The organism is Natronococcus sp. (assembly GCF_047921035.1).
In the GTDB taxonomy this organism is placed as follows: domain Archaea; phylum Halobacteriota; class Halobacteria; order Halobacteriales; family Natrialbaceae; genus Natronococcus.
On record NZ_JBLRWX010000013.1, the window covers coordinates 33,071 to 49,877 of the forward strand.

At 67.1% G+C, this 16,807-nt stretch carries 20 protein-coding genes; 9 read left to right on the forward strand and 11 right to left on the reverse strand.

Going from position 1 to position 16,807, the window contains the following annotated elements; genetic code table 11:
- Nucleotides 1-117: 117 nt before the first annotated feature.
- Nucleotides 118-771, reverse strand: coding sequence for a ribonuclease HI family protein (locus tag ACNA7R_RS04655; protein WP_416282389.1), 654 nt, complete (start codon nt 769-771; stop codon nt 118-120).
- Between the two features lie 231 nt (nt 772-1,002).
- The gene (locus ACNA7R_RS04660) at nt 1,003-1,332 is read right to left on the reverse strand and encodes a hypothetical protein (protein WP_416282390.1); all 330 of its coding nucleotides are present in this window, start codon (nt 1,330-1,332) and stop codon (nt 1,003-1,005) included.
- Nucleotides 1,333-1,575: 243 nt separating this feature from the next.
- Between ACNA7R_RS04660 and ACNA7R_RS04665 the strand changes: the two genes are divergently transcribed.
- Nucleotides 1,576-2,178, forward strand: a complete 603-nt coding sequence (locus ACNA7R_RS04665) for a hypothetical protein (RefSeq protein ID WP_416282391.1) — start codon at nt 1,576-1,578, stop codon at nt 2,176-2,178.
- Between the two features lie 82 nt (nt 2,179-2,260).
- On the forward strand, nt 2,261-4,123 hold the full coding sequence (locus ACNA7R_RS04670; protein ID WP_416282392.1) for an ATP-binding protein: 1,863 nt from the start codon (nt 2,261-2,263) through the stop codon (nt 4,121-4,123).
- 43 nt (nt 4,124-4,166) lie between these two features.
- Here ACNA7R_RS04670 and ACNA7R_RS04675 read toward each other — a convergent pair whose 3' ends face one another.
- From ACNA7R_RS04675 to ACNA7R_RS04685, 3 genes are all read right to left on the reverse strand, one after another.
- The gene (locus ACNA7R_RS04675; RefSeq protein WP_416282393.1) at nt 4,167-4,961 is read right to left on the reverse strand and encodes a hypothetical protein; all 795 of its coding nucleotides are present in this window, start codon (nt 4,959-4,961) and stop codon (nt 4,167-4,169) included.
- Nucleotides 4,954-5,712, reverse strand: a complete 759-nt coding sequence (locus tag ACNA7R_RS04680; protein ID WP_416282394.1) for a WbqC family protein — start codon at nt 5,710-5,712, stop codon at nt 4,954-4,956. Before ACNA7R_RS04680 ends, ACNA7R_RS04675 begins: the two co-directional genes overlap by 8 nt.
- A gap of 309 nt (nt 5,713-6,021) precedes the next feature.
- Complete coding sequence (locus ACNA7R_RS04685) at nt 6,022-6,627, reverse strand: alpha/beta hydrolase (RefSeq protein WP_416282395.1); 606 nt, start codon at nt 6,625-6,627, stop codon at nt 6,022-6,024.
- Nucleotides 6,628-6,809: 182 nt separating this feature from the next.
- Between ACNA7R_RS04685 and ACNA7R_RS04690 the strand changes: the two genes are divergently transcribed.
- Complete coding sequence (locus tag ACNA7R_RS04690) at nt 6,810-7,628, forward strand: PspA/IM30 family protein (protein ID WP_416282396.1); 819 nt, start codon at nt 6,810-6,812, stop codon at nt 7,626-7,628.
- Between the two features lie 94 nt (nt 7,629-7,722).
- On the forward strand, nt 7,723-8,055 hold the full coding sequence (locus ACNA7R_RS04695) for a hypothetical protein (protein WP_416282397.1): 333 nt from the start codon (nt 7,723-7,725) through the stop codon (nt 8,053-8,055).
- A gap of 31 nt (nt 8,056-8,086) precedes the next feature.
- On the opposite strand, the gene ACNA7R_RS04700 is transcribed toward ACNA7R_RS04695, so the two are convergent.
- Nucleotides 8,087-8,629: an FxLYD domain-containing protein gene (locus ACNA7R_RS04700; RefSeq protein WP_416282398.1), complete on the reverse strand. Its 543-nt coding sequence runs from the start codon at nt 8,627-8,629 to the stop codon at nt 8,087-8,089.
- A gap of 137 nt (nt 8,630-8,766) precedes the next feature.
- Nucleotides 8,767-9,342 (reverse strand): HPP family protein, encoded by a 576-nt coding sequence (locus ACNA7R_RS04705; protein ID WP_416282399.1) that lies wholly within the window; start codon nt 9,340-9,342, stop codon nt 8,767-8,769.
- A gap of 152 nt (nt 9,343-9,494) precedes the next feature.
- Between ACNA7R_RS04705 and ACNA7R_RS04710 the strand changes: the two genes are divergently transcribed.
- Nucleotides 9,495-10,046 carry a plastocyanin/azurin family copper-binding protein gene (locus ACNA7R_RS04710; RefSeq protein ID WP_416282400.1) on the forward strand — a complete coding sequence of 184 codons (552 nt, stop codon included), beginning with the start codon at nt 9,495-9,497 and terminating at the stop codon, nt 10,044-10,046.
- Between the two features lie 43 nt (nt 10,047-10,089).
- Here the strand turns inward: ACNA7R_RS04710 and ACNA7R_RS04715 are convergent, their stop codons facing one another.
- A complete protein-coding gene (locus ACNA7R_RS04715; protein WP_416282401.1) occupies nt 10,090-10,584 on the reverse strand; it encodes an FxLYD domain-containing protein in 495 nt (164 codons plus the stop codon).
- A 193-nt stretch (nt 10,585-10,777) separates the two neighbouring features.
- On the opposite strand from ACNA7R_RS04715, the gene ACNA7R_RS04720 reads away from it, so the two are divergent.
- The 3 genes from ACNA7R_RS04720 (at nt 10,778) to ACNA7R_RS04730 (ending at nt 13,486) form a co-directional block, all read left to right on the forward strand.
- The gene (locus ACNA7R_RS04720) at nt 10,778-11,860 is read left to right on the forward strand and encodes a hypothetical protein (protein ID WP_416282402.1); all 1,083 of its coding nucleotides are present in this window, start codon (nt 10,778-10,780) and stop codon (nt 11,858-11,860) included.
- 65 nt (nt 11,861-11,925) lie between these two features.
- A complete protein-coding gene (locus ACNA7R_RS04725; RefSeq protein WP_416282403.1) occupies nt 11,926-12,963 on the forward strand; it encodes a hypothetical protein in 1,038 nt (345 codons plus the stop codon).
- Between the two features lie 73 nt (nt 12,964-13,036).
- Nucleotides 13,037-13,486: an AAA family ATPase gene (locus ACNA7R_RS04730; RefSeq protein WP_416282404.1), complete on the forward strand. Its 450-nt coding sequence runs from the start codon at nt 13,037-13,039 to the stop codon at nt 13,484-13,486.
- Between the two features lie 12 nt (nt 13,487-13,498).
- On the opposite strand, the gene ACNA7R_RS04735 is transcribed toward ACNA7R_RS04730, so the two are convergent.
- On the reverse strand, nt 13,499-14,479 hold the full coding sequence (locus tag ACNA7R_RS04735) for a hypothetical protein (RefSeq protein WP_416282405.1): 981 nt from the start codon (nt 14,477-14,479) through the stop codon (nt 13,499-13,501).
- A 169-nt stretch (nt 14,480-14,648) separates the two neighbouring features.
- Here ACNA7R_RS04735 and ACNA7R_RS04740 point away from each other — a divergent pair, with 169 nt between their 5' ends.
- Entirely contained in the window at nt 14,649-15,422 is a 774-nt protein-coding gene (locus ACNA7R_RS04740; RefSeq protein WP_416282406.1) for a sulfite exporter TauE/SafE family protein, read from the forward strand.
- 3 nt (nt 15,423-15,425) lie between these two features.
- Here the strand turns inward: ACNA7R_RS04740 and ACNA7R_RS04745 are convergent, their stop codons facing one another.
- Both ACNA7R_RS04745 and ACNA7R_RS04750 read right to left on the reverse strand, forming a co-directional pair.
- Complete coding sequence (locus ACNA7R_RS04745; protein WP_416282407.1) at nt 15,426-16,469, reverse strand: dipeptide epimerase; 1,044 nt, start codon at nt 16,467-16,469, stop codon at nt 15,426-15,428.
- On the reverse strand, nt 16,466-16,807 hold a 342-nt coding region (locus ACNA7R_RS04750), incomplete at its 5' end, for a DUF1611 domain-containing protein (RefSeq protein WP_416282408.1). The genes ACNA7R_RS04750 and ACNA7R_RS04745, both read right to left, overlap by 4 nt.

The following is a 16,807-nucleotide window of genomic DNA, read 5'->3' on the forward strand; positions in this document are numbered from 1 at the left end:
CGTAGCGAGCGGTGAGTGAGTCGTCTGTGCATACCGCGATCTTCATACGACGTTTGACATAACGAAATCGCTCCGCCAAACGAGTAGTAACGGAACAGCAATCGAGTCCTCCGATCGCTATCCCGGTCCGAACGCCGCGATATCGGCACCCACCGTCGCCAGCGCGTCGGCGGGGTTCGGGTCGCTGTCGGCCAGGTGCGTGTATCGGTGGTCCGGGACGCTCGAGAGCGCGTCCGCGACGGCCTCGCTGTAGGTCTCGACGCCCGGTTCCGTCGGGTCCTCGCCGCCCCAGACGTCTCGAATGACCGTCATCGAGTCGATGCGGACCTCGAGCCTGCGGGGCTCGTAGCGAGCCAACAGTTCGGAGAGTCCGAGCTGGAGGGCGACGTACTCGGCGGTGTTGTTTCCCGCTCGGGAGCCGACTGGTCGGCCGAGACGGGCGAGTTGGTTCTCTTCAGCGTCCAGGATGACGGCGCCCGCTCCTGCAGGGCCGGGGTTGCCGCGCGAACTGCCGTCGACGTAGAGGACGAAGGCGTCGCCCGTCGGCTCGGGGACGGGTGGCCGGGAAAGTCCCGACGCCAGCAGCTCCTCGAGTGCGGAGCGCAACTCGTCCCGGGTAGTCGCTGGATCGAACAGCCCGCCGTAGCCGGGGACGGCATCGTCGACGGCGTCGGTGGCGGTCGCCACCTCGTAGCCGACGCCCGCGAGGACCTCGTCGACGAGCGCGGCGAGCGGCGAGAGGTGTTCGGCCGGGAGGGGGTCGTCGGTCACGCTGCTCCCCTCCGGGCTCCGGCTTCGGTCCCCGAACCCTCACTCCCGGTCGATCCCGTCGGCTGATCGCACCACTGCATATCGGTCCTCGGTGGTCGAACGGGATAACCCCTTAGGAGACATCGACGGCAGGTCGTTTCGGACTAGTCGACTCCTCGAATCTACAGTACCTACCACAGCGGCCTGTTGAATACGGGTGACCCGCGTATCGGCCGACTCGAGGACGCCGTCCTAGGGATCCCGCTCGACCTCGAGTTCGACCGACTCCGGGTCGACGCCGATCCGGGCGAACTGCGTGCGGACGTGTTCCTCGGCGGCCTCGAGGGCCTGCTCGCGGGTGTCGAAGCCGCGGGGCATCGGCGACTCGAAGGCGAGGTTGACCTCGCGGCCGTCGACGACCTGCACGCTGCCGCCGCTGTCGACCTCGTAGAATTCGTCGCAGATCCAGACGTACGCGGCGTCTTCGTCGGGTGCACCCCGGAACGAGGGGGGCCGTTCCCCCCGCTCGTACACCGTTCCGGTGAGTTCGGTTCCGCCCGCGCGACCGCGTACGATGAACATGCGTCGAACTACGGGCCCGAGACGCAAAAAATACCCGCACTCGAGCCGCCTGCGTGTTCGAATCGGTCGAACCTCGAGCCGCGTTCGCTCGACGGCGGTCCGACGAACAACACCCAGCACCGGGTTCGCCGTTTATCACCGGGCAAGGAGTCGATTTCGCGGGAACGCCGAACACATATAAGATTCCTAACCCAAACTGTTTCGGGACCGAGTTTATTCCCGTAGCAGTACTGCGTTTTCGTAATGAGTTCGGACGCACGGACCGGTGACGACGGCTCGCAGGGGGGACTGGCAGCCGTATCTTGGGAGTGGTACGACGTTCTTCGGCATCCGAGACGGATTCACCTGCTGGCGGCCCTCGAGGACGAACCGCGGACCCTCGAGGAACTCGCCGACGCCGTCGCGGCCCGGGAGCCGGCCGGTCGAGGGGAGATTCGGATCGCACTCGTCCACAACCACCTGCCGCGGCTGGCCGACCACGGCATCCTCGAGTGGGACGGCGAGGTCGCTCGCCGGACCGTCGAGCGGCCGCTCCCGGTCGACGACCTCTCGGGGCTGCTCGAGGACGGCGATCGGGCCGACGAACGGACGCTCGAGACGCTCGTCCACCCGGTTCGGACCCGGCTGTACGCGATGCTCGCGGAGCTTGATCGGCCGGTCTCGGTCGACACCCTCGCCGCCGAACTGGTCGAACGGAACGTCGACTCGCTCTCGGCGCGCTCCGAGGCCCGCCTCGCGCTCTACCACGTCCACCTCCCGGCGATGGTAGACGTCGGCGCGATCGAGTTCGATCCCCGGTCCGGGATGGTACGGGGGCCGAACCGATCGACGCCGTCGACGAACTGAACCGCTACCTGCGTCCGACTTCTTCGAACCCGTTCGCGAGCGGAGGGAAACGCGTTTGTAGGCGGCCCCTCATGGAGCCGATATGACGGATCTGGGTGATTTCAGCGAGTTCGACGCCGACGCGGGCGCCGATTCGACGGCCGACTCGAGCGCGTCGACGTCGGCGACCGAGGAACCGACGGACTCGAGCGGGTTCGAACCCGCGGACGTCGAACCGCGGGGCGAGGACGTCGGCATCGGAACGATCTGTGTCTCCCAGGGACTGCGAATCGCCGAGGACGAAGATGAAACCTCGCTTCGGGCCTACGTCACCAGCGGCAACCGCTCGTCGGTCCGGATCGGCAGCTACCTGGTCGCGCCATACCCCGACGGCGAGACGCTGTTCTGTCGGATCACCGGCCTCGAGTACGCCCAGCAGTACCACGCCGACGACGCGACGGAGATCCACGCCCGTCGCGCGATGCGCCGGGACGACGTCGACGAGGCCGACTACAAGTTCGTCGCCTCGCTCGAGCCCGTAGCGGTGTTGTACGAGGACAGCGCGGAGCCACGCTCCGCGGACGGCTCGAGCGGGCAGAGCCCGCGAGACGACGGCGAACTCAAACGACGGATGACCGACCGGGTCCCCAAACCCCAGACGGTCATCCGGCAGGCCAACGACACGACCGAGATCAAGACGGGACTGAAGATGCCCGAGGACGGCGTCTTCCTGGGCCACCTCTCGGTCGGCGGCGAGAAGGTCCGGACGGCGGCGACGCCGCCGACGATCGACTACCGGCTGAAGGACGACTACGAGGCGGGCGATCCGCTGGTCTTCCGACACACCCTGGTCGCCGGCGGGACGGGGTCGGGGAAGACCCACGCCGCGAAGAACGTTCTCCGGCAGTACCTCGCCGACGAGCGCCAGTATCCCATGGAGGACGGCCGCACCGTCGGTCCCGCCGTCGTCCAGTTCGACCCCCAGGACGAGTACGCCCAGATGCACGACGACAACCCCGACCTCGACGCCGAGTTCGCCCGCCGCCTCGAGCGCGAGGGCGTCGCCCACGGCGGCGTCGCGGACACGACGGCGTTCGTGCCGAAAGTCGGCGACGCCAGCTACTCGGCGGGCCACCACCGCGCCGAGTGCGTCGAGTTCACCATCCCGTTCTCGATGTGTCGGAGTCGGCCATGGCTCGTCTCGGGCGGGTCGCTCAACGACAACCAGTACGGCGCCCTCACCTATCTGCTCGATCGGTTCTTCACGGAGGCCGGGAACGACGGCTCCTACGCGGGGTTCAAGTCGTTCCTCGACGATCCTGCCTTGCGCGAGGAGCTAGACGAGTCCGGCCGAGTCCACGAGGCGACCTACGACGCCGTGCGACGTCGGGTGTTCGGCTTCGAGGACGTCTTCGACCAGGACGCCCGCCCGATCACGGAGCTGATCCACGAGTTCGTCCGCCCTGGCGGTCTCACCGTCGTCCCGACCTACCACGTTTCGGACACCCGCGCCACGGAGGCCGTCGTCCTCGCGCTGTCGTCGCTGTTGATCGACGAGAAGCTCTCGAACGATCCGACCTACGACCGGATCAAGGAGACTCCCCTGGTGCTGGGGATGGACGAGGCCCACAACTTCCTCACCGACGCCGACAGCGTTCAGGCCCGAAAGGTCATCACGAAGTTCACCGAGGCCGCAAAGCAGGGCCGCAAGGAACGGCTCGGGCTCTTCCTGATCACCCAGGACCCCCAGGACATCGACGACGCCGTTTTCAAGCAGATCAACACCACCGTCGTGCTCAACCTCGGCGACGAGGACGCCATCAAGAGCGTCAACATTCCCTCCAATCTCGAGTCGAAGGTCCCCTACATGGAGAAAGGGCAGATGGTCGTCTACTCGCCGGACAACTCGGAACCCGTCGAGCTGATTGGGCTCCCGAAGTGCGTCACGCGACACGGCCGGGACTGATCGCCTCGGCCGCGGACGCGACGAAAACGAGGACGATCTCGCGTCAGGCGAGAACGCGATCCGCGTCGATCCGCTCGCCGTAGGGCGGGTAGATCGAGACGAGCTCCTCGTACGTTTTCGGGTCGCTCGCGTCGAATCGGTCGGCGACCGCGGCGAAGCGCTCGAGGGGGGGCTCGTGCTCGGCCCCCCACCAGACCGGGTGAGCGAGCACCTGCAGGCGGTCGGCGTCGGCCTCCTCGAGGATCGACTCGAGGGGCGCACCCTCGCGCCACCGACCGCTCGAGTCGGAGATGTACGTCGACAGCAGGTCCGGGTTGTATGCGTTTACCATACCGTCGATCGTCCGGGGGCCCTCGAGGACCCGCTCGGACGGGCGGTGAAACGAGACGGACGCGACCGGGCGGAGGTCCAGTTCCTCCAGGCGGCGTTTTGCGCCGTCGATCCGTCGGCGCTCGCTCGGCGTCAGTCCGTCCCGGCCGACGGGCTCGTCGGGCTCGACACCGGAGAGATCGCAGTGCAGCGCGATCTCGTGGCCGAACTCGTGGATCAGGTGCAACAGATCCCGCTCGTCCGCGAGGTCGTACAGCGGCGTGTCCGGCAACACCATGTACGTCGATCGGACGCCGAGTTCGTACTCGAGTTCGGCCATCTCGACGGCCCGCTCGAGGCAGACGTCGACGTCGTGGCGAACGAACGCGACCCGGTCGTTCGACGGGCGCTGGGGTCGGTACTCCGAGAGCGTTCGAAGCTCGAAGGTCGCCCGCAGCGCCTCCAGCAGCCGTCGATAGTAGTCGTAGCTGAAGTCCTCCGCCCACCCCTCGAGGTCGGCGCTACGCATCGTCGCTCACCGCCAGCAGCTCCCGGGTCCCCTCGATCCCGAGGTTCATGAGCGGGTCGACGACCGAGAGGGTCGGCAGGAACTCGCCGAATCGCTGCTCGTACCGGGGCGGGTCGAACGACTGGTACTCGAGGTCGATTCCGGCCGCCTCGAACCGCGCGTGGTCGTTGTACGATCGGGCACCCTCCCCCGAGTAGTACCGATCGGCACCGAGTTCCTCGCAGAGCCGGACGATCCGCTCGCTCCCGGTGGCGTCGACCTCGAGGGTCGACGCGCGGACGAACTCGCAGTCGAGATCGAGTCGATCCGCGAGCCGTCGGACGAGGTGAACGTTCAGCTCGCACAGCGACTCCCAGGATCGCGCGTAGGTCGCCGCGAAGAAGGCCCCGAACTCCTCGTAGTGGGCCGCGCCGCCGTAGCTCGCCTGCAGGCTCTTCCGGTGGGTGTCGCGCCACCCATCGTCGACGATTTCGACACCTGCGATCGGCTCGCTCGTCCCTCGGACCGGGACGGTGAGCCACGTCCAGCCGTGTGGCGTCTTGATCTTGTTCCGGTTGATCCAGGATCCCGTGGTGTACTCGGCGTCGTCGAGGAAGACGAAGACGTCGCTTCGGCGGATCTTCTCGAAGTAGCCGAGCCAGGGCAGGTAGTTCGGCTGGTGGATCGCGACGGTGCGCCCTCCCTCGTCGGCAGCCGCTCCCGTCGCACCCGACTCGGCCGCAGCCGGCGACCGATCGAACGATTCGCTCACGACACACCACCCCACCGTTCCCTCCTCGGGACGATTCCGTCCGTTCGACCGCCGTCGAGTCCGGCCGAGTGACGATCCCGAAGCGTCTTCAGGTTCATTGATACTCCAAGCGATCGGAACAGTCCCGGAACTATTGTTAATCACTCGAGGAAGACTCGTCGCTCGACGGATGTGACAGCGTAACACAGGACAGGAGGGTTCGATCGGGTTTTCGCCCGCTCGAGGAGCGAGACGGCCGGACGGCACCGACACAGACGGCGACTACTCGAGCGTAGTCGGCGGTTTCTCCCGCGCCGAACCCGGGTCGTATCAGGATTCGGCGAGCAGCCGTTCGAAGAACTCGCCGACGTTTCGTGTGATCTCCTCGCGGGTTCCGAGGAAGAAGTGATCGGCCGGCAGCGCCACCGTTTCGTCGCCGCGCTCGCGGGCCAGTTCGACGACGGGCTCCCAGTCGACGGTGGTGTCGCGCTCGCCGTAGAGGAGCAGGGTCGGCACCTCGAGGGTCGAGAGGGCGTCGGTCGCCTCGAGTTCGGGCCCGAGCGACGCGGTCGGTGCGAGCGCGGCGACGCCGAGGAGCGGTCGATCGACACTCGCGGCCGCCAGCAGCGCCAGCGAGGCGCCGAAGCTGTAGCCGAAGACGCCGACCCGGTCGTACCGGTCGTCGGCCCACCGGATCGCGTTGCGAACGTCCTCACACTCGCCGTCGCCGTCGTCCCACGGGCCGTAGTCGAACCGCAGGCAGGCGACCCCCGCCTCGCGGAGCGTCTCGCTTACGGCGATCAGTCGCTGGTCCGTACGCGAGCCGCCGTGTTGGGGATGGGGCGGGCAGGCGACGACGATCGCCTCGGGGTCGCCGTCGGGTTCCTCGAGCCGGCCCCGGACGTCGCGGCCCCCGGGAACGAGTACGTCGGTCATACTCCCGGGTTGCGTGCGAGCCGTATAGTAGCTACTGCAGTCGACTCTCTCCGGCTGACTCCGGGGGCTCGTCGATCCGGGATCCTCGAAAGATCGTCGGTGTGAGAGCCCACGTGGCGTCGATTTCGAGACGACTGTCGCTGATGTGATGTTTTTAAGGGCGGGGAACCATACGTAGGCGTATGGGCATCCTCTCTCGGACCTCCTACGTCATCCGCTCGAAGATCAACTCGGTGCTCAACCGGGCCGAGGACCCGACCGAGACGCTCGACTACTCCTACGAGCAGATGCGCGACCAGCTCCAGCAGGTCAAACGTGGGATCGCAGATCTCACAACGCAGAAAAAGCGCCTCGAGATGCAGAAAAAGCGCCTCGAGGAGAACGTCGAGAAACACAACGATCAGGCCCGGACGGCCGTCCAGCAGGACCGGGAGGATCTGGCCCGGCGCGCCCTGGAGAAAAAGAAGACGAAGATGAACCAGATCGAGGATCTGGAGCGCCAGATCTCGAAGCTCCAGAGCCAGCAGGACAGTCTGATCGACCAGAAGGACGAACTCCAGAACCGCATCGAGGAGTTCCGCACAAAAAAGGAGACGATGAAGGCCCGCCATCAGGCCGCCAAGGCCAGCTCCTCGGTCTCGGAGGCGATGACCGCCACCGGGGAGGAGTTCGAGGACGTCGGCCGCGCTATCGAACGCGCCGAGGAACAGACCGAGGACATGGAGGCCCGCGCCGCCGCCCTGGACGAACTCCAGGAGTCGGGTGCGTTCGAGGACGTGCTCTCCGACAAGGACTCGATCGACCGCGAACTCGAGGAGCTCTCGACCGACAGCGGCGTCGAGGCGGAACTCGAGACGCTCAAATCGGAGGTCGGCGGCGGTAGCTCGGAGGCCGAACCCGAGTCGGTCGACGAAGAGGAACTCGAGGACCTCGAGGCCGCGGTCGACGACGACGAGATCGACGCCGAACTCGAGGAGCTCCGGGAAGAGGAGAACTCGTAGATCCGACTGCGGTTCGATCGTCGGCCGACGGGGACGTTTTCGCGGACGTAGATCAAGGGGAACTGCTACCAACCAGTACGTACTACGGTCACGTATGGTGGCAGATACGGAACTCGATTCGCTCTCGCTGACCGAACAGCTGGTACTGCTCGCCGTCGCCGACGCGCATCGAAACGACGAGACGCCCGCCCAGACCCACGAGGTCCGTCGGAGCTGCCGGACGCGGCTCGAGGACCTCGAGTCCGAGGTCGTCGGCACGGTCACGGAGGCCGACGTCATGCGATCGCTGTACCGGCTCGAGGACGAGGGGATCGTCGAGGAAGTGCGAACGGAAGAGCGGTCGCCGACGGGGAAGGGACGACCGAGCTACGCGCTCTCCGAGTCGGCGGAGACGGTCTACGAGGACGTATCCGACCGGTTGCTCTGAGCGCGCGTTTCGACGCGGGACGACCGGCGTGCTACGAGGGCGTCCCCAGCACCGCGATATCGTACTCGGCGACGTCGTCGGGTGACTCGAGGACGATCACCTCGAACTCCCACTCCGAGCCGTCGTCGAGGTCGACGGTGCTGTCGAGGTAGTGGCCGATCCGGCCGCCCTCGTCGTCGTACACCCGGACCCGGACTTCGACGGTCTCGATGCGGTTGTCGCGGTTGTTCTCGACGGTTCCTTGCACAGTCGACCCTCGGAAGTCGTCCTCGAGGACGAACTCGTGGTCCGCGACGACGAGGTTGTCCCGCGGCGTCACGTCCTCGTCGATCTCCTGGTCGGCGAACCGCTCGGCGATAGCCATCTCCTCGTCGGTTCGCTCCTCGCCGTCGACGTCGACCGTTCCGCTCTCGTAGTCGGGATCGGTGCTCCCCAATCCGACGCCGTCGACGAGATCGATATCGCCGACCTCGACGTCGTCGACGGCGTCGGCACAGCCGGCGAGCGACAGCGCGATCCCGGTTCCGAGCGACGCGAGCACGGTGCGTCGACCCGGTCGGTCCCGTTCGGTCATCGCGGTGCCCTCCGGCGACGAAAGCGCCCACTACGGTTGCGACGGCTGCTCATGGCAGAACGGAGGACGCGACCGCATTTCAACGTGGGCCTTGCTCGACCCGCCCTCGAGACGGCCGCGAGCCGATCCCGACCGAGTTACTCCGCGCGGGCGTCTCGGGGGACGAACCCGTACCGGTGAGCCAGCGGCGAGATCACCTTGTCGTGGAAGTACCAGAGGATGGCGACGGCGACGACGATGATGACGCCGTCCTCGAGGCCGCCCATCAATCCGAGGGCGACGATCAGGGTCGTCGCACACGCCGCGGCGTGGTTCGTCTTCGTCACCAGCATCGCGGTCGTCGTCAGCATCATCGCGACCGTCCCGCTGGCCCAGAGGTAGATCACCTCGATGCTGAAGGCTGGATCGGGGCGGGCGAACACCACGTACGCGCTGACCTCGTTACCGAACAGCGCGTAGGCGATCATTCCGCCGACGACCGCGACGGTGTGTCCGCCGATGACGTGATAGGCACCCTCCGCGCGCGGCTGTTCGCCGGTCGCGATCAGGTACGCCGACGGACCCAGGCTCGGAAACAGAAACGGACGACCCGTCACCAGCGCGATCATGCCGAGGACGGTGAAATGCAGGAAGACGTTGACGGTCGCGCTGTACTCGTCCTTGAGATTCAGGACGTAGTCGGGATCGTCAGGATCGAAACTGAATCCCAGCAACGTAGACGGAGCAACGCGACGGACCACTAAAAGAACTCACTCTGCAGTTATTTTCTCCCCTACAGTTCATGATACTATTTCTCGTCGGTCAGCCGAGCCTCGAGGTGGGGCGATCCGACGTTCTTTATCGATTCGAGCCTAACGATGCGGTAATGAGCCGACTGCAGTCGGGTCGGCGGCGGCTGCTGACAGCCGCCGGCGCGCTCTTCGCGGCAGGGGTTGCCGGTTGCATCGACGACGAACTCGGGAAGGACGATCCCCTGATAGGCGACCCGGAGGCTCACACGGAGGTCGAACTGTCGGACGACGACGGCGACCCCCGTCTCGACCCGCCTATCGCTCACGTCGTCGACGGCGGCACCGTCGAGTGGATCGCCGAGAGCGGCGCCCACGAGACGGCGAGTTACCACCCGGAGACCCACCGCGACCAGCGACGGATTCCCGAGGACAGCGAGCCGTGGGCACGCGAGCTATCGCCGTCGAACTCGTTCGACCGGACCTTCGACGGCGAGGGCGTCTACAACTACGCGTGTACGGTCCACGAGGCGGAGGGGGTGGTCGGAACGGTCCTCGTCGGTCTCCCGGACCCCGACGAACAGCGGGCCCTCGAGCCCGTCTCCCGGGAGCTCCCCGACGCCGCGCGCGAGGAACTCGAGCATCAGAACGATCGGGTGCGGGAGGTCCTGACGGAGGCTCACGAGTAACTATCTCCCCGGCAGTCCGGGTCCGGAGACCGGCGAGAAGGGCCTACGCCGGGGTACCGATCGCGGCGACCTCGTAGTCGTCGATGTCCGCCAGCGGCTCGAGGATGATGACGGTAAACGACCAGCTGGCGCCGGGGTCGAGGTCGCCCCCGACGTCGAGATACCGGCCGACCTGTTCGCCCTCGTCGTTGTACACCCGCACGCGGATCTCGATCAGCTGGATCCGGTCGTCGCCGGTGTTTTCGACGGTTCCCTGTACGGTCGCACCCCGGTAGTCGTCCTCGAGGACGAACTCGTGGGACTCGAGCGAGAGCGGCTCGAGCGTCGTCACGCCCTCGTTGGGTTCGACCTCGGCGAGCGATTCGGCGGCTGTCATCTCCTCTGCGGAGCGATCCTCCCCGTCGATCTCGCCGATCTCGCCGGCTTCGTAATCCGGTGCCTCGCTCCCGGTGATATCGCTGCACCCCGCGAGGACGACCGCCGTGCCCGCACCGACGGCGCCGAGTACGCGCCGTCGAGTCGATCGGTCCCGACTCATCGCACGCAGCACCACGCTCGGGAGAACTCGTCGTAACTGATCATATCGGAACGGATGGGGCGAGCGTATTTCAGTCTGAACCATGATGGTTCAGTCAAGGGGACGACCGCCGCTCGCGGACGTACGAGGTGGCCACATCGGGTTGTCGTGTGCAACGAAGTTCCTTATTGCCGGGCGCGCTGAACCTGTAGCCATGAGTTCGTCGCAGTCGGAGGAGTCGCTCGAGTCCTACGGCGCGCAGGTCGGGAGATGGGCGAGTTTCTGGGCGCGCGTCCGCGACTGGTTTCTCGTCGAGGAGGATCGATTGTTCCTCGCGATCGCGATCTCGGCCGCAGTGTTTCTCACGTTTCTCGTGCTGCAGAACATCGGCATCATCGACGTCGTCAACGACGACTCCATCACGCGAGCGGCCAGCGGTATGATTGCGGGCACGTTCTCGCTGGTGACGCTCGTCGTCTCGATCAACCAGCTCATCCTCTCGCGGGAGTTCACCGCCGCCGGCGAATCGAAGAACCAGCTCGAGGGCGTGATGTCGTTTCGCGAGGACGTCGCCGAGGTAGCGTCGGTGCCGGCGAGTCCGGCCGCACCCACGCGGCTCATCCGGCTGCTCGTCCAGGCGATGCACGACCGCGCCGGCGACCTCGAGGACGCCGTCGCCGACCTCGAGGACGACGACGTCAAGAACCAAGTGACGCAGTACGCCGCCGACGTCAAAAAGAGCACCGAGCGGATGGACGAAACGCTCGAGGAAACGTCTTTCGGGACGTTTAACACCGTCTCCGCGGCGGTCAACTACGACGAGTCCTGGCACCTCTACGTCGCCAGACACCTCTGTGATCGCCACCGGGACGAGCTGCCCGAGGAGGCCCACGACACGATAGACGAGCTGATCGAGGCGTTGAAGCTGTTCGACATCGCCCGCGAACACTTCAAGACGACCTACCTGCAGCGAGAGCTCACGCGGTTCTCGCAGCTGACGATTTACTGCGGCGTCCCCTCGATCTTTTCGGCGATGCTGCTCGGGTTCATCTACGCGGACTTCGCCGGCCCCTCGATCAGCCTCGTCTACCTCCCGTACGTCGTCGCCGGACTCATCTCCGTCGTCGTTCTCCCGCTCGCGCTCCTCACGACGTTCATCCTCCGGACGGCGACGATCACCCGCCGGACGGCGTCGACGGGACCGATGGTTCCCCAGAAAGATCCCTCCGAGGGACCGTTCGAGGTTACGTACGGCGACAGCTCCGAACCCGGGGCGTCGACGTCGCAGTCAGAATGAGACGGCACCTGCTCGCTGCCAGCCGTACGTATTTTTGACCGATACCCGTACCACCGTACGTAGCGATGAGCGACGACGGTCCACAGCCAGCCGACACGATGGTCGAACGGAGTTCGAACCCGAGATGGAAGCTGTGGCTGCTGCTGAACGGCAACCGGTGGTTCGTCACCGCCGTCCTCGCCGCGTTCGCGTTCGTCGGGCTGCTCGTCGTCAGCCAGCTGAGCCCCGTCTCGCTGCGGGCGCTCATGGGGGAGAAGGAACCCGTCCACTTCCTGTTTCAGGCGCTCGTGACATCGCTGATCACCGGCGTCACGCTCGTCCTGACGATCAACCAGCTCGTGCTCTCCCAGGAGCTGGGCGCCGTCGACGACCAGCGCGGGCGACTCGAGGGCTCCCTCGAGTTCCACGAGGACGTCGAGGACGTGATCGACGCCCCGATCAGTCCGCCCGATCCGGCGTCGTTCCTGCAGGCGATCATCGACGCCTCGCAGGATCGGGCGCTCGAGTTCCGCGAGGCGGTCGCCGACAACCGCGACGAGGAGTTCGAGGATCGCGTCGACGAGTTCGTCGACAACGTCGCGGGTCACGCCGATGCCGTCCACGAGCGATTGGACGGCGCGCAGTTCGGCACCTACGACGTCATCAGGTTCGCGCTGGATTACAACTACTCCTGGAAGATCTTCCGCGCACGGCGGCTTCGAAACGTCTACGCCGATTCCTTTACCGACGAAGCAAGCGAGGCCCACGATCAGCTGCTCGAGTCGCTGAAGCTGTTCGGGCTCGCCCGCGAGCACTTCAAGACGCTGTACTTCCAGTGGGAGCTGATCAACCTCTCGCGGGCGATCATGTACGTCTCGGTGCCCGCGCTGGTCGTGGCGATGTCGATGATCGCCTTCTTCGACGCGGACGCGGTGGCGGGCACCGTCTTCGGGATCGACGCCGTCGTTTGGATCGTCGTGGCGGCGGCGACGGTCTCGATCGTCCCCTTCCTCCTACTGGTCTCGTTCGTCCTGCGGCTGGGGACGATGGCCAAGCGGACGCTGGCGATCGGCCCGTTCATCCTCCGAGAGTCGAACCGCGACGAGGAGATCGAGTGGGACTAGGACGGCCCGCCGGCCCTGGCGGCCGGTTCCGACGATCCGAACGCGGAAGGTCGTCGGGCACCTCTCCGAGCCCGTGATCGTCGTCATCTGCGGTCCGCCGGGCGCGGGGAAGACGGCTCTCGCGACCCGCGTCGCCGACCGTCTCGAGGCCCGCGGCGAGTCGGTCCGGCTGCTGCACTCCGACGACTTCTCGAGGCGGACCTACGAGCGGCTGTACGAGCGAGTCGCCGACGGGCCTAACGACGCGACCTGGCTGGTCGACGGCACCTTCTACCGGCGCGAGTGGCAGGAACGGTTCCGAACGTTCGGCGACGTTCGGTTCGTCCTCGTGACCGCGAACCTCGAGACCTGCCTCGAGCGAAACCGCCGTCGCGAGGACGCGATCGACGAGCGGGGCGTCCACGTCGTCTACCGGGAGTTCGACGACCCCGAGGCCGACCTCGAGATCGACACCGACGAACTCTCGATCGCGGCGGCGACCGAACGGGTCCTCGAGGCCCTCGAGCGGTGGCGCTCGGCGTAGCGATCGGGACAGCTACAGTCCGAGCCCGTCGGCCAGCGAGAACGACTCGGGGAGCCGATCCGGGACCTCCTCGTCGGGGAGGGCGTCCCAGCCGAGTTCGTCCTCGCCAGGCTCGGAGTCGGTCTCGAACCCCGGATCGTCGGCCGGCTCCCGGTCGCGGTACTCCGGCGGCGGGCCGCCGTGAGCGTAGACCCCCTCGGGGTGGTCGACCGTCCAGACGTGCATCATGCAGGGCGTCCGGCAGGGCGGTGCCAGTTCGCCCTCTCGGTAGGATCCCTCGTAGACCGTCCGGTAGTACCACCAGGCAAGCCGGCCCGGCGCGCCGGCGTGGTAGTGCCAGGGCGAGCAGCGGTCCGGGTCGCCGTCGGGGTGGTGGTCGTGGTCGTCGTGCGGATGATAAGGGCCGTGATCGTCGTCTGGGTGATGCTTCTCGTGATAGTCGTCGTCCTCGGGTGGCCCCTCCCAGCCGTCGTCGTCGGCCTCGTACACCGCCGGCGGCGGGGAGATCGGCTCGCCGTCTCGGGTCGCGATGAACATGACGCCGATCGAGCGCCAGGAGTCGTTGTCGACCAGCACCGACTCTGGGCGCTCCGGGTCGAGGACGGCGTCGTCGCCGATGTACTCCGGATGCAGCCAGTGGGACCAGCCGTCGTCGTCGCCGTCGAGGGTGTCGAAGTACGGCTTGAAACCGGCCTCGAGCAGGGCGCCCGCGTCGGGGTACCGGTCCTCGAGGGTGTCCGCGACGGCCGCCCGAAGCTCGGTCGTGGCGGGGTGGTCGTCCGCACAGCCCTCCGTGCTCGCGCCCGCACAGTGGCCCATGCTGGGTCGGATCGTCGCGTCGGGACATCGCCCCGAGAGGGTTCCTCGAGCGTCCTCCCCGGCGGCCCCTGCGGTTCCGACGGTCGAGAGCGCGACCGCTCCGCCGGTCGCGCCGAGCAGCGCTCGCCTGGTGAGTCTCCCGTTGCCGTCACCGCCGCCGTCGCTGTCGTTCATGGCAAAACACCGCACGATAGGTGTCCTGTTAAACGATGTTGGCGATCGTGCCGACTGTCGTCGCGACGAACTGCTCGACGAGCCCGACACGGATCCGGCGTCCGTCGACGCCCCGGTCGATCGCGGACCCCCGGACACTTCACTCGAGGCGTACGTAGCTCCGGACGCGATGGTTCCTGTCCCGCTCGAGATCCTCCTCGCGTTGCTCGTCGTCGCCCTGCTGTCGGGCGTGGGCTGCACGACGGTCGGCGCGGGCGGGATCTTCGTGACGATCGCGCTCTACCTGCTGACGCCGCTGTCCTCGGCGGAGATCGCGGGAACCGCCCACGTGCTGTTCGTCCTCGTCGGCGTCATCGGCGTCGTCGGCTACGCGCGCTCGGGCGAGCTGGTCGGACGGGAGGGGCGGGCACTGGCGACGGTCCTCGCGGGCTCGAGCGTGCTGGGCGCGCTAACCGGGACCGCCCTGAACGCGTTCGTCTCGCGGCGACAGTTCGGAATCCTGTTGGGACTCCTCATCGTCTGTACGGGCGTCCTGCTGGCGTATCGGCGGCTCCGCGGGCTGCCCTCGCTGGCCGCCGTCGACGCGGAAACGGGGCGCGGACGCCTCGTCTTCGCGGGAGTCGGACTCGCCCTGAGCACCGTCGCCGGCCTGGTCGGCGTCGGCGGTCCCGTCCTCGCGGTGCCGGCGCTGGTCCTGCTGGGCGTACCGATGCTGGTTGCGCTGGGAGTCGCACAGCTCCAGGCGATCTTCATCTCCGGCTTCGCCGTCGGGGGGTACTACCTGCAGGACGCCGTCTCGGTCGCGCTTGCGGGGCTGCTCGCGGTGCCGATCGTCGTCGGCGCCGTCGCCGGCTGGCTGGTCGCCCACCGGGTCGATCCCGCCCGGCTCGAGATCGCGCTCGGCTTCCTGTTGGTTCCGACCGGGGTCTACCTGATCCTCTAGCGCCTACTCCTCGAGGACGGCACCGGTCCCGGTTCGCTCGAGCCCCGCCAGGTCGATCTCGCCGCCGGGCATCGCTACCCCCGAGTACGGATCCTCGTCGAGCAGCAGCGAGCCGTCCAGATCGGCGTAATCCAGCAGCGGCGTGAGGTGACAGGCCGCCGCGATCGAGGCGTTCGATTCGGTCATGCAGCCACACATCACCTCGAGGCCGTGGGCGCGGGCGGTGTGGATCATTCGCTTCGCTTCCCGGAGGCCGCCACACTTCATCAGTTTGAGGTTCGCGATGTCACAGCGGTCGGCGATCTGCGGGACGTCCTCGACGGTGATACAGGACTCGTCGGCCGCGATCGGCAGCGTGGATCGCTCGTAGACGAACCGCAGCCCCTCCGGGTCCTCCGCGGCGACGGGCTGTTCGACGAACTCGAGGTCGAACTCGGCGAGGCGGTCGATCTTCGACACCGCCTCGCGGGGCGTCCAGGCCTCGTTGGCGTCGACGAACAGGTCGACGTCGGGCGCGACCGAACGGATCGTCCGGACGATCTCGACGTCGCGGTCGGTGCCGAGCTTGACCTTCAGCCGCCCGTGACCGCGCTCGAGGGCCGTCTCGGTCTTCTCGCGCATCGTCTCGGGGTCGTCGAGCCCGATCGTGTAGGAGGTCTCGAGCGTTTCGTCGGGATCGAGCCCCCAGTAGCGATAGAGCGGTACCTCCAGACGCTTGGCGGCGAGATCGTGGAGCGCGATGCTGACCGCACAGCGGGCCGCCGGATTTCGGTTGACGGTCTCGCGCATCCGGCGCTCGATTCGCTCGATGGCGTGGGGGTCGCCGACGTCCTCGACGACCGCGAGCAGCTCCGGGAGGACCGCGGCGACGGTGTCGGGCGTCTCGCCGTAGTGGGGCGAGGGGCCCGCGCCGCCGACCCCTACCCGCCCCTCGTCGTCCTCGATTCGGACGGTGACGACCTCGGCTTCCGTTGCCGTCCCCCGGGAGATCCCGAACGGGAACTCGAGCGGAAGGCTGTGCCGATCGAACGTCGTCTCGAGGCTCATTCGAGCAGCGCCTCCAGCAGGTCGTCCGTACCGAAGCGGATTACGTCGCTGGCGGGCGCGCCGAGCTCCTCGACGTACTCGTCGACGGCCCGTCGGGCCGCCTCGTCGTCCTCGAGGTGGCTCGTGTTGAGCGCGCCCGCGGTGATCGTGGCGTCGGCAACGGGCTCGGCGAGGTCCTCGTAGAGGTCGACGTACTCCTCGATCGAGGGGATCTCGAACGACTCGTAGCCGTGGATCGCTTCCTTGCCGGCCTCGTGACAGAGCACGAGCTGATCGGCCATCGAGCCGTGGAGGATGCCGCAGGTGACCGCCGAGTAGGCGGGGTGGACGATGCTCCC